This window comes from Flagellimonas amphidinii (genome assembly GCF_013090115.1).
Lineage (GTDB): Bacteria > Bacteroidota > Bacteroidia > Flavobacteriales > Flavobacteriaceae > Flagellimonas > Flagellimonas amphidinii.
Map to the genome: position 1 here is coordinate 417,335 of NZ_JABFNN010000039.1, position 13,880 is coordinate 431,214.

Here is a 13,880-nt window from a genome sequence, read left to right on the forward strand (position 1 = left end):
CACCTGACGAAAGATCATCTTAAAACCACCCTTAAATCATTGTGTTATAAAGGATTGGGTGTTGGACAATTGAAAAAGTGAGCTCGACTGCTTGGGTAAAAAGCGCATCAGGCTACGCACTGAATTATTCCCAAGGCCAAATAGCACAAGATAACCCATAAAATGAGGCACCTCATCTAGCTACCTAAAAGATTACATTCTGAACCCTTAAAAGCCCAGTAAAAACGAGGCTTTTTGAAAATCTATACCGAAAAGTGAGCTTGACTTGAGGGTAATAGAACTATCGTTTTTTTGTTCAGGAAAAAAGTACAACAAAGTACCACCGAATCTTAACCTACATCTAAATGACACAAATACAAAACCTAAATCTACATCCTATCGTAGAAGCCAAAGCAATACGCTTTGTACAATATCTGCAAAGACATAACGGGTTTGTTGAACTCACCAAGAAGCAATTAACCGCCGAATACAGCAGCAAATACAGAAAGTTTCTTGACCCACTAATAAAAGCTGGAATTGTGCAAGTTGACCACAGTTACAGTAGTTATCTACAAATCGGCAAAAAGTACAGAGCCGCAGACTTAACCTAGCAATATAATGACCTGCCCAAAATAACCAAAGTCAAACCTTCGCAACGCTTTTCTGAAGTTCGGGGCAGGTCATTTCTTAATTTTTAAACAACACGGAAGATGAAAGAATATATCCTACAGGCTTTTGGCCTGTACTACAACTATGACCGGAAAGGAACTTTACAATCGTTTTTAGAATTGATTGAGAACTACGAGAGCTACGGGGAGCTAAAATTAAAATTCCCGAATAAAGAGACTAAAAACGAGTTTAAAGCCATACTGAATAAGGCATGGAAAGAGTTCATCATTGGTAAAGATGTCTACAGGGTCAGTCATTACATCAATGAAATCGAAGCAATATTAATTTAATCACAGAAAATTATGGAACAGATTTTTCGTTACCGTTACAACGGGCGCAATTATAAGAACATGAAAGACCTGTGCTTAGGCGAAGGTATATCAAAACGAAAATTTTCAGTCCTCGTAAAAATGGGCTACATCAAGAAATTGGATAATCAATTAATTATCGTGGCAGACCATGGAAGCAGCAGAAGTTAAGAGCAAGCCAAAAAGAAAGATTAAGAGAATTGCCATAAAAAAGCAGGCTTTCACATCTATACCACAGGGAATCATCAATGGGATTAAAGGCTGCAAACTGCCCGAAGAATATGAACTAGAGGCGTTTACTTTTGTCGATTGGCTGATAAAGACGTCCATATTCCAGAGCGGAAAATGCAGTTCGTATGTACAAGTACATGCCAGAAGCAAATTCAAAACGGGTTACAAAAACAATTGGCTGGATGCCCTTTTGGAAAGTGAGGTACTTATAACCGACGGCCAATACAGAACATCTAACAATAAGGAAGGTAAAAAACCAAAATGCATTTGCTACAAGGTTAACTATGATCTAGTCCATAACCCAAATACACTTGGCAAGGCCAAAAGTGAATTTGAATTAAATCCCAAACTTATTCAAACCCCGATATACAAAGGGTTTGTGTGGTCAGCAAATAAATTGGAATATCCAATAAAATTATTGGAGGCCAAACTTACCCAATTGGTTGACGATATATCAATCGGAGATTTTAATGTTGATGGGCAAATAGCAAAAGGGGTTTACAAAGTCAAATTCCCAACAACGAATGAATACGATAATGACGAACTAAATTATTACGATTCCGATTGGGCAATAGATTATGCAAAATCAGAGGAACTAAGTGCCATTGAGGACGACGGAACCATCTACATAAAATCGGTGGAAAAGTTTCTTACGGATAAGAAAAAGGCGGTACAGGTCAGCAACCAAAGAGCCATAGAAAAACTGGCAAACAGGCATTGGCACACAACTGACCGGAACGAAACAAATCAGCGGTTGGATAGTCCTTTTACAAATCTGAACAAAGAGCTTTTTGAAATCATAAAGCGGCATAACGGCCTACGTGAATTGGACGCTAAGAACAGTCAATATAGTTTGCTGGCAAATATGATGGGAGAACAAACCGATTTAGCATTCTATGACATTGCAACAATGGGAATGCTGTATGAACAACTGGCTTTGGCAATAGACCCAAGTATTCCTAAAGTAGCATTTCACAAACTAAAGGCTACCGAAGAACAGTGGGCAGCAGGTCAAAAGGCACGAAAAAAAGCAAAACTGCTTATGATGTTGTTGGTATTCGGTAAGGTAAAATCCAAAGTGCCTTACATAGATGTGTTCCGACAACTTTTTCCAGAGGCTTACGAATGGATATCTTGGTACAAGACCGAAAATCCTTATAAAGTCAGAAGCAATACCATAAATGGGGATAGTGATTTTTATAAAGCGTTACCGATTGCTTTGCAACGAATGGAATCGAAGTTTTGGGTGGACGGGGTTTTGAAACAATGTTATAAAAAACGAGGTGAAAACAGAATAGTTGCCATAAGTCGTCACGATTCAATATCTGTTTTTGCAAAGGACAGGGATACTGTACATTCAATTATTGATGAACAAAAAAAGAATAATGGGTACAAATTTTCTCTATCCAAATAACTGACTCATATACAAACTGTTATAACTATTCTAATATCATATAAGTAACAATGAACAACTTATAGGTTTGTTGTTTGTTAACTTATTGGTATTCAGTGGTAGTCAAGTAAAAGAGCCTGACATCACAAAAATGTTGACGGGCAGTAAAAGAGGTGCGATTCCAGCCATAGGCTTGGGATTAGCACCTTGTTCATTTTAGATAGGCAGTAGAATAGCTGCCAAATAATCATTTTAAATTTTACAGAAGAAATGAAAAATTTTAGAAGAAAGGTCATCAAGACCAACGAAATCGAAAAACAGAATCTGGTCAAAGAATTTGGTAATCTGGTCAACAATGTCAATCAGCTTAAACTGGATTTAAATGCCAAACTGGATGCCTCATTCTCCCTTGCGGATGTAGTGGACTTCATTGAAAATCCAACATCATTGGAAACCCTTTTCAAAGAGGTGGAAAAATCCGCAATCAAAAAAAGAGCGGAGTTGCAGGGCGTTACATTGGCACAGCTAGAGCAACTAGAAAACGTGGAGCTGAACAAGCAGCAACTGAACTTCCTAGCCAGAGCCAAGAAATTGAAAGGCTCTAATTTATTTACAAAAGGAATGACAAGTGAGGATTGGCTGGTCAACAATGAAATTAAAATCACTGAAAAGGTGGATGAGGTGTTCACAGAACTCACCACCATGTACACAGCCAGTGAACAGGCCAATGATAGATTGGAACTGGTACGGCTTTTCAATCAGTACTTAGACAAGTATGGTGATGGCCTAACAATCAAGAGAATCCTTACCAGTGGTAATAGACCAAATTTGGAACGCATCAATTACGGCATACAATAGATCTTCTTCTGTGATTATGGCATTGGAGGCCTAGACACCCTCCAACGCTTGTCTTTTTAAGGAACGTGATACAATCTTCACGTTCCTTTTTTTGCGCATTGCTCACCCAACCATACCAAAGGTCGTACAATCTTGTACCAAATCGTCTGAAATTCGGGCAGGAAGGAAGATAGATCGTGCAATTCCCCAACGATGTAATTTTCATCAATTTGAAGAAACCCCCGTAATACGGCAACATCCGATAGATGGGCTAAATGTTGCATATGCATCAATTTCTAATAAACAGAACAACGTAAGGCAAGTTTTACGGTCAATCAGGACGAAATCAAGGGGAGCTTTTTTGATTTTTCAGCCAAAAAAATTAGTCAACTCAAGGAATAAAAACGGTAAACCTCGTGAACTACGCCAATAATGATACTGACGATTACAGCGTATCAAATGCAGAACCGAGGTGTACATACCTAATTCACACAAAACCGAAACATGAAGATCGCTAGACGGATGTACAAATGTGCTACGGGAGTAAAACATCCTCTTTTTTAAAAAAGTGTGTGCGGTAGCCTCCTCCTTGGTGTGCTGATGGGGTGAGTAGCCTAAGTAGGTGAGCAAGATTTACACTATAAAATTACCACTTCCTAGGCATCAATAAAAGAAAATACGTTGAGTCAAGGAATAAAAACGTTTAGATTCAAACATATCATTTTCAATAAGATAAATATAGTTTTGGGTGTGTTAACAACTATATTTTCCTTTCGCTTAAATCATATTTATCTTTAACATTCACTAAAACAAGTTAAATGAAAAAAGAAGATTTAAGACCCTGCATGTATTCTTATACCCATGCAGGAAGTAAAAGTTTTGAAGGATTATTCCATAGATGGTATGAGAGCAAAAATGACGAAGGTGAAAACATCTTATACGCTGTTGTAGAAGTGGCCGGAGCAGTTAATACTCTCGATATGAGGATGACTAATTTTAGGTTTACTGACTAGAGGCTCAGGTAAACGTCCGCCAGTTCTTCGGCACGTATGCCAAGGTATTTTCTTGTAACGCTGGGGCTGGTATGATTGAATATTTCACTAAGGTACAATAGTGCCTTATCGCTCTCATTGTGATTCTCCCACACCCTACGACCAAAGCTTTTCCGGAGCGAGTGGCTACTGACATTGCCCTTGAAGTGCTTTTGAATAAGCCTGTTGACCTGTTGCGTACTATAAACGCTACCCTTTTGGCTTACAAAGCAATGTCCGCCCAGCCCATAATTTACCTCATCTTCAAAGTACTTCAATACTTCCTTTATGTTGTCGTTTACTTGCAGTACTCTGGTCTTGCCTGTCTTTTTCTCAACTATCGTAATGGCATCGCTATTTAGTTGTTTGAAGGTAAGTTGTAAAAGGTCGCTTATGCGCAGGCCAAGATTAATGCCGCAGATAATCAATAGTCCAAACGTTGGATTTTCCCCAGTTCGGATAAGGCTTTTACCTTTTGTAGTGGCCTTGTCAAACTCAATGTATGTGCTGCCAATCATAGTAGTAAGATTTAGACTACAAAATTAATGCACATTTACCATTGATCCTAATTATTTCTGAACATTCTAAACTTGAATCAGCACCTCAACGCCCATAAACAATAGAAATGTTCAAAAATTAACTAAGTGAACATTTTAAATCATGTTGCAAACCGTAGGGTAATAAATTATGGTTGGTTCGGGTACTGTTCAAAAGGCTAATGGATACGGTTTAAAAACTGTATTTAGTAACCTTCCAACATTACTCCCGTGAACCCAAAGTAGACGAAGAATCTTTATATTAGTTCCATACATAGAAGAAATATAGGTAATGATTTACGTTGTGCGTAATTATATGAAAAAGAATAGTTGGGTATTAACTTTCATGATTCTTGGTCAAATTTTGGCTATTTCTATTTCATGTAATCGCCTTGCGAAGCCCAATAATACCGAACTGAAAATGGAATCTCTCACACTGGAAAAATGGTTAACCGAAATCGGAAATTCAAAGAATTTTAGTGAGGAAATTAAGGCTTTGAACTTTGGACTGTTTGAAATTGAAAATGGTTATGGAATCTATCTAATTGGTTCAAGAGAATATGACGAAAATGACGAGGATTGGGCTACAAATGAAGATTTTGTTCCAAAAAATAAATATTTCTATGTCAAGCAAACTGAGAAACAGGAATGGGAGGAATTCCAAAAAGATACCAGAAATAGAATTTTGGACTATTTAGATTCTAAAAAAGAGGACGGACTAATTTTTAACAGGGTTGGACACATTACGATTGGATTCGATGATGGAAATTTGAATTCAATAAAATAACTATGCACAAGATTGACTTTAACTAATCGCGGTTTTGTGCCACACCAAAATCATAGCTGAGACCGTGTAAGCCATCTTGCAAAAACAAAAAAACCTAATAAAGTTTAAATGGGATACGAATTAAGTATTCAAAGAGAAGAAAACCAAACCAAACTATCGAAAGAGGAATGGGTCAAATACGTTAAATCCGATTTCGAATTCAAACCTATTGAAACTTTCTCAGCAAAAATTGAAGAAGATAAATATCTAACTATCCCTACACCAAATGCTGGATTATGGAAAGCGGACGGAAAAGAAGTACCATTTACCTTCGATGAAGAGTTTGGGTGGATTAGCGTAAAAAATCCCGACAAGAGAATTATCCGAAAGATGGTTTCAATTGCAGACAAACTTGATGCAATAGTACTCGGAGAAGAGGGAGAGATATATGACAAGGATGACTTAGAAGGAAAACAAGCCAAATTCTCAAATGGCAGAAAATGGTGGCAGTTCTGGAAAAGGGAGCCAAGACCAAAAAGATTAAAAGTAGACCTAGATAATAACCTTCATCTAGGCGACTGCTTTTTATCTCAAAATGAGGAATTTGACATCGGACTTACTTTATATGAAATACATGGAGGCTTAGACAGTAAATATTATTCTTTCGCCCCCGTATTGTTAGACAGCTCCAAAAGTTTGATTGATAAGTTCAAGCATGGTCACATTAAATTTCAACCAAATTTAGGTTCAGGAAAATATGGAATACCTGGAATTGGAATAATTAGCCAAGAAAGGCTAGAAGAACTAATGAAATCCTATCACAAGGTTGGTAAGATAAGTTTTAAGAGACCAATACCAAAATCAGTTAGCACTTCATACTTACTGGATTTTAAAGAAAACTCACTGACAAAATTCGTTGAACAACTTGAATGGAATTTTTCTGATAAGCAGAGAAAAAAAATACCAGTAAAAAATTTGATTAAATAAAACGGCTTACAACGCTTTGACTTCCATAGTTGCTGCCTAAAGTCGTATATTTTTAGGATAGGCTTATTAATACACCTCTATCCTGACAAACACATCCCATCATTCATAAAATATCGTATGTGTTTAAAGTATGGCCTAAATATAACACGGAGCCTTAAGAGAACATGAGTACTTTCCCAAACAGCAACTGTAGTATTCATAATTTAAGTTGCTTACTAGCGTTCTAAATAAAATATTAAAATGTAGAAAAAATTGAAAAGCCCAACTAATCCCATTTTCGTTAACAAGGATTGTACAGATTTAAAGGACTTTGTAGTAGATGATACATTTTCCGATTCAGATTTGGAAAAACTGGCAGAATTAAACGGTATAGAATTGCAAATACAATCTGGCTGGTATACAATACTAATAGAATTAATCAAAGAACTTAGCGAAGCAGGTTGGAATCACAAAGTTACTTGCATCAAAGAAAAATATGGCAGACTAACTGTTTACACTGAAGAAATAACATCAGAACAAAGTCAAATTATCAATAAGTATTGCGAAAAATCAAATGAAATATGTGAATTCTGTGGAGATAAAGGAAGAGATAGAGGCCATGACTGGATAACCATTGAATGTCCTAGGCATTATTGGTCTGGCCGAGGAAGTATAAAATTGGATAAGCTTGGTTTTACCGTATCAAATGAGAGTTTTAAATGGGTTGAATTTAAAGACGCTCAATTTGAGGACTACTATTATGAAAAAAACTGTATCATAAAGCTATTCTTCAAAGACAAAAGAAAAACTGAAATTTATTTTGATGATGAATTAATCAGCCTTCGTGATTCGATTATAGGCTATCGTGCTTTTCTAAATAAAATTCCGAAAGGATTCAAAAGCTTAGATTACGAGTATATAAAGAAAAACTATTCAAAGGTTTCCACCTGTGAGATTTGTGGCTTCGAAGCCCTATATGGAAACCACTGCGAGTGTTGCGAAAATGAAAAATGGATAAGTGAGGAAAAAAGCCATTTTACAAAAGATGTTTATATCAAGCTAAATCAAATGAGATGGAAAGAGGATGATGGAGAAAAATATGCCGTAAAATTCTATAGAAAAGGAATTCATAAAATCTTATTTACTTCTAAAGAATATGAAAATTATTTAAATAATTCCTTTTAGTTTGAAAACAGCACATTCGTATATCACAAAGCTAGCTCTCAAAACATCCTTTTTGATAATGTTAGTTTTTGCATTCATTAGGTGTGACGACGATAGTAATGATGTCTGTGATTGTAAAATTACCCGTGAAGAATCATTCAATATGATTCCTATTAGTGCCATTCTAGATAGTTTAGTGATTTGTGAGAATGGTATCACATACAAAACAGGTGGTATCGAAGGAATTCCATGGGGTGAATATACCAGATTAGAAAAATTACAGCTACCAATGGTCAATAATGGACTAGGGGTAATTTTTGATTGTACGACTGATTCTATTATCGGTAAAGGAGTCTTATATCCCTATTATGGGATTAACTATTCACAAAAAGAATTGATTCTGAGAAAATCATTTAAAGCCGATTTGTATGATACGGTTCTCAATCGGTGGGTCAACAATGTCTCAATCCCCTACTCCAGCTATAGAATAGCTGCAAGGAACAATAAAGTTTTGCTATCCAATGAAGAATTATGTTTTGCACTTCCCAAAATGGGGAAGGAGACCTTAAGCATGATTAAGCACGAATATGATAGTATCTTAAAATACCTACGCCCTATTAATGATCATCTTATAAAATCATTATTTATGGGAGCATTGAACAGTGATGCATCTATTGAGAAGGGATTTTTAGAGCTTGGGGACCAAATTGATAAACACACCAACCAATATATAAGGGACAGATTAAAAACCTCCTACACGAAGTATACCCAGCTCTATCCATTACTAAAAGTCGAAGTACAAAACGGGTCGTTGGAATATTTTGATTATGAAACTATTATTTATTTTCAAATTCTAAAAGAAGGACGTGACCCTAAAACTCGAAAGAAATTTAGATAAAACACTCTACTCATAGTATTCGATCGTCCTTTCCGAAATTAGAACAGGTCTTCCCATGTAGTATAAAATCTTCCTTGTCCAATTTCCTAATTTGTCCTCTAAATCGTATTTAGCTTCATAGGCTAACCTATTCCTATCATAATCTCTTTTGAAATAGCCATTTTTGTCAAACTCATAGTGAATATAATCAATCATTACATTGCTTTTCAAAGTTCCATTTTCGTAGTAAGTTTTATAATTTTCTGGTTTATTTATTTCAGTTTTTTTTACTAAATAATCTTTGGTGGGATGGTACTCATATTTATCTCCGTTGTAAGCGATTAATTTTCCATTTTCATATTCAACATCATATTTATAGGTACTCTCATCCACAATAATCGAATCCGTATCAAAATCATATCGAAAAGAAGAATTCAGTTGCTCAATAAGTATTCCATTTGAATTATATCTGTTTATCGCAGAATACTTGATATTGAGTGTATCATACAATGAATTCATTTCCGATCCATGTTTCCTATTAAAATTACTTTGCTTGATTAACAAATCTTTGTCGTCGTAAACCATGCTAGTGTAACTAAGGCCTTCTATAAGGCTGAAGTCATCGAATTCTTCAATTTGAACAAGCCTGTCTTTTTCATCATATTTATATTTCAGTTGGCGTGAAGGTATTATATCATTACCATTTGAAAACTCTTTAAAAAAGGTATTAAGGCCTTTTCTATTATATTCCAAATAATACCCATTTGGCCCAAAAATCGAATTTGTATTAAACTTGCCATTGCTGATTCTTCCTTTTTGAATGGTATCGGTGGTTGAATTATTAACATAAAATGTGTTCAGCGTAATATTTTTTACCTTTCCAAAAATGATTTCAGAACCATATTTAACGTGAGGTGGGGCTTTAGGAGTGAAATTACCATCACAACTGTTTAATAAGATTAAAACTAGGAGGGCAACGGTGGTTTGAGAAAAGTAGCCAGTTTTTATCAATAACTTAAATTTGTTCCGCTTATTCATAGTAGCTTATTTTTCTTTCGCCTATTGACAATATTCTTCCATTCATGTCTAATTGTTCTACCCTAGTCCAGTTTCCATTTTTATCTAGTTGATCATATTTATAAGATATCATCAGCTTATCTACATTATCATAATATCGTTGAATATAGCCGTCATCATCAAATTCGATATACCTTTCTCCCACACCAACAGCTATAACCGATTCAATAAGATTTCCAACTTCATTAAAATACATAGTTTGATCAATGTCATTGTTTATTAATATTGAGGCAATACTAGTTTTATCTGTAGAATTATTGGTGCAGCTTTGCTTTTTGTACAGCTTACCATTCTTGTATAAGTAGCACCATTTATTGTCTCTTAAAAGCTTTCCATTTGAATATTTGGGCTCCAGATTCAACTCGCTGGGATATTTTGCAATGCTATCTTTATTGTAATAATATCTTATGGTTTTTTCCCTTTCCAAGTCTCCGTTAGCATTATATTGGAAACTTCTCTTGGTAGCCAATAATAATCCATCATCACTAGGATAATTTTCACCATACTTAGAATGGCTTTGGGGGGAGTATAACAATAGCCTACGTGTTTTCATAGAATCGTCTAATTCTCTAACCAAAACATCAGTTAAGAATTTTGAAAACCTGTAAACCTCCTGTCTAATCCATTTGCCTTTATGATATTCAAATTTGTGTTTTTCGGTTAGGATAGTGTCACTAACCTCATAGTACTCAACCTCTATCATTTCTCCTTTCTGATTAAATGATAAATCAAACCCAGATTTTGAAGATCTAATTAAATAGTTTAAGCCCCTTGAAATCCTGTTTTTTTTATGCAGGCTCTGTTTTTCGGCTTTTCCGTTAATATACTTGACTGAATAAATTTTGAAATCGACATTTTTAACCGACCCTTTGTAATACTCTGTTCTTTCTTTATTTATTTCCCATTTAGCGCCCCCAAAGTCGTTATCTGAAATCTCTGTATTATCATTCACCAAACTCTTTGTGTTTTCGGTACAAGAAAAAAAGAGCATTGTAAAAAATATAAAGAATGTTGTTTTTAAGGACATAATTACCGCAAATATCTTTTAGATATAAAAAAACGATTATTTAATTACTTTATTTTCAAACTTATATGTTTTTATGATTTGAATAAAATTCCCTTGTTCCAATAATTTGGCCTGAGCTATTTTGGAATGTTGAACCACTTTCATAAGTTTTAGGATGTAGCCCGATGGGTAACGGAGGCAAAGAAAGAAGGGTTGTATTAGATACTACAGATAAATGCTAAAAAGCATCCAGTAGTTCGGACAATTTCATCTTCAATCCAGAACAAACTTCCAACAGATATATGTAGCTGGGGTTTATTTTCCCCCTTTCAAGTCTATTGATACTGGGTTGATCTTTATCGATGATATTTGCAAGTTCAGTTTGAGAAAGACCCAGTGATTCTCTGGCCTTAGTGACCTTTTCCCCTAACTCTTTAAGCTCTTTCTCATTGTCCATTACAATGTAAAGAACTCCATATTACACAATAGTATCTATAACGGATACGTTATAATTGACAATTCATTTTAATCGGTAATCAAAATAACAAACATGAAAAGACTAGTATTTATACTATTTACCATCGGTGCTGTTATCACAATCAAAGCACAGGATGCCACAAAATTTGAGTATCAGCAAAAGGGACTGAACGATTACGTTGTTACCAATGTGGAAGTCAAAACGGCTGATGAAATTTATGCCAGCTCATTGAATTGGGTAAAGGAAACCTACAAAAATCCTGACGAGGTGATTAAGGCTACTATCGAGGGCAAAAAAATCAGATTAAGTGGGGTTGCATCAAATTTGTTGATTGTAAAAAAGAAGTACCCCTTCCCTTTAAAATACACTGCTGAAATAGCAGTAAAAGATGGACGGTACAAATTTGAAATCTTTTCCATAGAAACCCCACCCAACGAATATGGAAACGGAGCCGATTATAAAAACATAGAAGGTTTTAAGACCAAAAAATCCATGGTAAAGAACTTTGGCGAATCTCCTGACAGAATCGAAAATTACTTCAATAACCTCAACAAGAGCCTAAAGAACTATATCGAATCTGGAAACCTTAGTGAGAATGACGAGGATTGGTAAACCATTAGATTACAATCGGCACTTCAACCTATAAAACCAAAAATATACTAAGGGAACATTTTAGACAATGTTGCAAACATGGGTAGGACGGCATAAATCCAACATAAACACGTATTCGGGGAGAGACTACTTTTTTTAGTTCACCGAATTTCGCACCAGAGGTATTTCTTTGGCGATTTGTAAATCACTAATAGACAGTGAAGTAAAATTGGTTAAAAATTACAGACAACTCCAACCTTACTGGCCTTACTTTTCTTGAGAATAGCTTCAACACCTCTATCCCTGCTAAGTACGACATAATCCACTTCGTTTTTACTGAACGATTCTTTGGCATCGTCCAAGTTATCAAAGGCAACAATTTCCAGTTTACTCTCTATAGACTTATTGCTTGCAGGTCTTTTTGTTTCAGCAACTTGATGATAGGCATTCCCGATGGTAATATCGCCTTTGTGCAGTTTTTTAATCAATGCCTCGTTCCCCTTATTTACCACAGAAATATATCTTCCCACTGTAGCCCTGCCGACACCTGCTATTTTGGCTATTTCATCATTGGTATCAATCTGCTTTTCAACTTCGCTGCCCTTACCTGCTTTGGACAGATTTTCCTTAGCCAGTTTTTCGATTGTAGCCCTAGAACTGTAAGCCAGTCTTACCTTTTCCGTATTGGATAGGTTTCTCCGCTGTAATTGGTGCTTTACCATCCACAGCTTGATTTCATCTAGGTTATTGAAATTCTCCTTTATCTGCCTGCTGGGAATTGCCTTTTTGGTTTGTTTAGCTGCTCTTAGCCTTGTATGCCCTTCTACAACGATGTTATCGCCGTTTTCAGTCTTGAAATACAAAACAGGGTCTATAACTCCGTTCTTTTGAATATCCTTCTTTAAAAGTCCGTATGTGGAATCTTCGTTAAAGGGCAGATAGCTCTTTAGTTCCCATATTGTCTTCAATGTAGCAGCTTGGCGATTGTCATTGGAATAAACCTCGTCCATTACTTCATGTTCAGTACCGAAAAGAATTACCTTATGGTCGTCAGAATTAAAATTGGCCGCTGGATTGTTCCAATATGTCTTACCGTTCAACTGACTTCCCCCCTTGGAATGATATCTATGCAATTTGCTTATGGTAGGGTCGCATTCATTGGGGTTGAATCTATCCATGCCCCATTGCTTAAAGAAAAAAGGCACACCATCCTCAATACATTTTTGCCTAACGGATTCCACCCATTCCATCTTTAATTCTCTGGCACCTCCACCACTTTCCCCACCAACAATGACCCAATCGATGCCCCTCAACGAATAGTCCTTTAATTCCTCTATTAGAGGCTCAACGGATAGAAATTTGTTTTTGGCATCACATTGCTTTAATCTTTCTATTTTCCTAACGGATGCATTGCTGCCAACAGAAACACCCATCCAAATATTATCCGTCCAATTGAGTTCAGCCGAGTATTTATTTAAAATGTCTGCCCTTTTGGTCAATACCTGATACGTATGCTGGGGCGTGTCGTTCATTACCTTGAATACCTTTTTGATAAAGTCTAGGCTAACGTCCTTATGAAACAGGTCTGACATAGAATTAACAAAAACAACCTGACCGTTTTTCCAGCTATAGGGTTCTTTAAGGGTGTCCTCATGTTCTACCATCACATCCCATCCGGCTTGATATTTTTTTTGCCCCATTTCCTTCAACCGCTTGGTCATTACCTCAGCATAGCAGTTATCACATTCCTTGGAAATTTTGGTGCATCCTGTTGTTGGATTCCAAGTTTTTTCAGTCCATTCTATGCTGCTCATTGCGTTTGGTTTTAAGGTTGTATCAAATGATACAAGGTTCAAGGAAAGTAAAACCCAAAACAGGAGAGAATAGTATTTTAAAAGGCAGGTATTCGTTGTAATGCAGGGGTCGTAATCCCTATACAGGCAAAGGATTTCATTATATAACAGGTAAAAG

16 protein-coding genes are annotated in these 13,880 nt (G+C 36.0%); 10 read left to right on the plus strand and 6 right to left on the minus strand.

Features of this window, described 5'->3' with window-relative positions; all coding sequences use genetic code 11:
* The first annotated feature begins 344 nt into the window (after positions 1 to 344).
* From HJC33_RS13795 to HJC33_RS13810, 4 genes are all read left to right on the plus strand, one after another.
* Positions 345 to 590 (plus strand): hypothetical protein, encoded by a 246-nt coding sequence (locus HJC33_RS13795; RefSeq protein WP_171659403.1) that lies wholly within the window; start codon positions 345 to 347, stop codon positions 588 to 590.
* A 99-nt stretch (positions 591 to 689) separates the two neighbouring features.
* Positions 690 to 938, plus strand: a complete 249-nt coding sequence (locus HJC33_RS13800; RefSeq protein WP_171659404.1) for a hypothetical protein — start codon at positions 690 to 692, stop codon at positions 936 to 938.
* Between the two features lie 169 nt (positions 939 to 1,107).
* A complete protein-coding gene (locus HJC33_RS13805) occupies positions 1,108 to 2,601 on the plus strand; it encodes a hypothetical protein (RefSeq protein ID WP_171659405.1) in 1,494 nt (497 codons plus the stop codon).
* 249 nt (positions 2,602 to 2,850) lie between these two features.
* Positions 2,851 to 3,438, plus strand: a complete 588-nt coding sequence (locus HJC33_RS13810) for a hypothetical protein (RefSeq protein WP_171659406.1) — start codon at positions 2,851 to 2,853, stop codon at positions 3,436 to 3,438.
* Between the two features lie 77 nt (positions 3,439 to 3,515).
* On the opposite strand, the gene HJC33_RS13815 is transcribed toward HJC33_RS13810, so the two are convergent.
* The gene (locus HJC33_RS13815) at positions 3,516 to 3,701 is read right to left on the minus strand and encodes a hypothetical protein (RefSeq protein WP_171659407.1); all 186 of its coding nucleotides are present in this window, start codon (positions 3,699 to 3,701) and stop codon (positions 3,516 to 3,518) included.
* Between the two features lie 534 nt (positions 3,702 to 4,235).
* Here HJC33_RS13815 and HJC33_RS13820 point away from each other — a divergent pair.
* Positions 4,236 to 4,430 (plus strand): hypothetical protein, encoded by a 195-nt coding sequence (locus tag HJC33_RS13820; protein ID WP_171659408.1) that lies wholly within the window; start codon positions 4,236 to 4,238, stop codon positions 4,428 to 4,430.
* Here HJC33_RS13820 and HJC33_RS13825 read toward each other — a convergent pair.
* Positions 4,427 to 4,966: a tyrosine-type recombinase/integrase gene (locus HJC33_RS13825; protein WP_171659409.1), complete on the minus strand. Its 540-nt coding sequence runs from the start codon at positions 4,964 to 4,966 to the stop codon at positions 4,427 to 4,429. The genes HJC33_RS13820 and HJC33_RS13825 overlap by 4 nt on opposite strands.
* Positions 4,967 to 5,405: 439 nt before the next feature.
* Between HJC33_RS13825 and HJC33_RS13830 the strand changes: the two genes are divergently transcribed.
* The 4 genes from HJC33_RS13830 to HJC33_RS13845 all read left to right on the plus strand — a co-directional run bounded on the left by HJC33_RS13830 (position 5,406) and on the right by HJC33_RS13845 (position 8,778).
* Positions 5,406 to 5,771: a hypothetical protein gene (locus tag HJC33_RS13830; protein ID WP_171659410.1), complete on the plus strand. Its 366-nt coding sequence runs from the start codon at positions 5,406 to 5,408 to the stop codon at positions 5,769 to 5,771.
* 108 nt (positions 5,772 to 5,879) lie between these two features.
* On the plus strand, positions 5,880 to 6,737 hold the full coding sequence (locus HJC33_RS13835; RefSeq protein WP_171659411.1) for a hypothetical protein: 858 nt from the start codon (positions 5,880 to 5,882) through the stop codon (positions 6,735 to 6,737).
* A gap of 252 nt (positions 6,738 to 6,989) precedes the next feature.
* On the plus strand, positions 6,990 to 7,901 hold the full coding sequence (locus HJC33_RS13840; protein WP_171659412.1) for a hypothetical protein: 912 nt from the start codon (positions 6,990 to 6,992) through the stop codon (positions 7,899 to 7,901).
* Between the two features lie 58 nt (positions 7,902 to 7,959).
* The gene (locus tag HJC33_RS13845; protein WP_171659413.1) at positions 7,960 to 8,778 is read left to right on the plus strand and encodes a hypothetical protein; all 819 of its coding nucleotides are present in this window, start codon (positions 7,960 to 7,962) and stop codon (positions 8,776 to 8,778) included.
* Between the two features lie 6 nt (positions 8,779 to 8,784).
* Here the strand turns inward: HJC33_RS13845 and HJC33_RS13850 are convergent, their stop codons facing one another.
* From HJC33_RS13850 to HJC33_RS13860, 3 genes are all read right to left on the minus strand, one after another.
* Positions 8,785 to 9,768, minus strand: coding sequence for a hypothetical protein (locus tag HJC33_RS13850; RefSeq protein ID WP_171659414.1), 984 nt, complete (start codon positions 9,766 to 9,768; stop codon positions 8,785 to 8,787).
* 19 nt (positions 9,769 to 9,787) lie between these two features.
* Positions 9,788 to 10,786 (minus strand): hypothetical protein, encoded by a 999-nt coding sequence (locus HJC33_RS13855; RefSeq protein ID WP_171659415.1) that lies wholly within the window; start codon positions 10,784 to 10,786, stop codon positions 9,788 to 9,790.
* Positions 10,787 to 11,078: 292 nt separating this feature from the next.
* Positions 11,079 to 11,297: a helix-turn-helix domain-containing protein gene (locus HJC33_RS13860; protein ID WP_171659416.1), complete on the minus strand. Its 219-nt coding sequence runs from the start codon at positions 11,295 to 11,297 to the stop codon at positions 11,079 to 11,081.
* 93 nt (positions 11,298 to 11,390) lie between these two features.
* Between HJC33_RS13860 and HJC33_RS13865 the strand changes: the two genes are divergently transcribed.
* Positions 11,391 to 11,930 (plus strand): DUF4468 domain-containing protein, encoded by a 540-nt coding sequence (locus tag HJC33_RS13865; protein WP_171659417.1) that lies wholly within the window; start codon positions 11,391 to 11,393, stop codon positions 11,928 to 11,930.
* Between the two features lie 212 nt (positions 11,931 to 12,142).
* Here the strand turns inward: HJC33_RS13865 and HJC33_RS13870 are convergent, their stop codons facing one another.
* Complete coding sequence (locus HJC33_RS13870; RefSeq protein WP_171659418.1) at positions 12,143 to 13,723, minus strand: DUF5131 family protein; 1,581 nt, start codon at positions 13,721 to 13,723, stop codon at positions 12,143 to 12,145.
* Positions 13,724 to 13,880: the final 157 nt, after the last annotated feature.

Bases quoted from the DNA above. Each gene is read 5' to 3' on its own strand.
- HJC33_RS13835 (WP_171659411.1), top strand. From the start codon at position 5,880: ATGGGATACGAATTAAGTATTCAAAGAGAAGAAAACCAAACCAAACTA.
- HJC33_RS13805 (WP_171659405.1), top strand. From the start codon at position 1,108: ATGGAAGCAGCAGAAGTTAAGAGCAAGCCAAAAAGAAAGATTAAGAGA.
- HJC33_RS13815 (WP_171659407.1), bottom strand. From the start codon at position 3,701: ATGCAACATTTAGCCCATCTATCGGATGTTGCCGTATTACGGGGGTTT.
- HJC33_RS13870 (WP_171659418.1), bottom strand. From the start codon at position 13,723: ATGAGCAGCATAGAATGGACTGAAAAAACTTGGAATCCAACAACAGGA.
- HJC33_RS13800 (WP_171659404.1), top strand. From the start codon at position 690: ATGAAAGAATATATCCTACAGGCTTTTGGCCTGTACTACAACTATGAC.
- HJC33_RS13810 (WP_171659406.1), top strand. From the start codon at position 2,851: ATGAAAAATTTTAGAAGAAAGGTCATCAAGACCAACGAAATCGAAAAA.
- HJC33_RS13820 (WP_171659408.1), top strand. From the start codon at position 4,236: ATGAAAAAAGAAGATTTAAGACCCTGCATGTATTCTTATACCCATGCA.
- HJC33_RS13830 (WP_171659410.1), top strand. From the start codon at position 5,406: ATGGAATCTCTCACACTGGAAAAATGGTTAACCGAAATCGGAAATTCA.
- HJC33_RS13825 (WP_171659409.1), bottom strand. From the start codon at position 4,966: ATGATTGGCAGCACATACATTGAGTTTGACAAGGCCACTACAAAAGGT.
- HJC33_RS13865 (WP_171659417.1), top strand. From the start codon at position 11,391: ATGAAAAGACTAGTATTTATACTATTTACCATCGGTGCTGTTATCACA.
- HJC33_RS13845 (WP_171659413.1), top strand. From the start codon at position 7,960: ATGTTAGTTTTTGCATTCATTAGGTGTGACGACGATAGTAATGATGTC.
- HJC33_RS13795 (WP_171659403.1), top strand. From the start codon at position 345: ATGACACAAATACAAAACCTAAATCTACATCCTATCGTAGAAGCCAAA.
- HJC33_RS13860 (WP_171659416.1), bottom strand. From the start codon at position 11,297: ATGGACAATGAGAAAGAGCTTAAAGAGTTAGGGGAAAAGGTCACTAAG.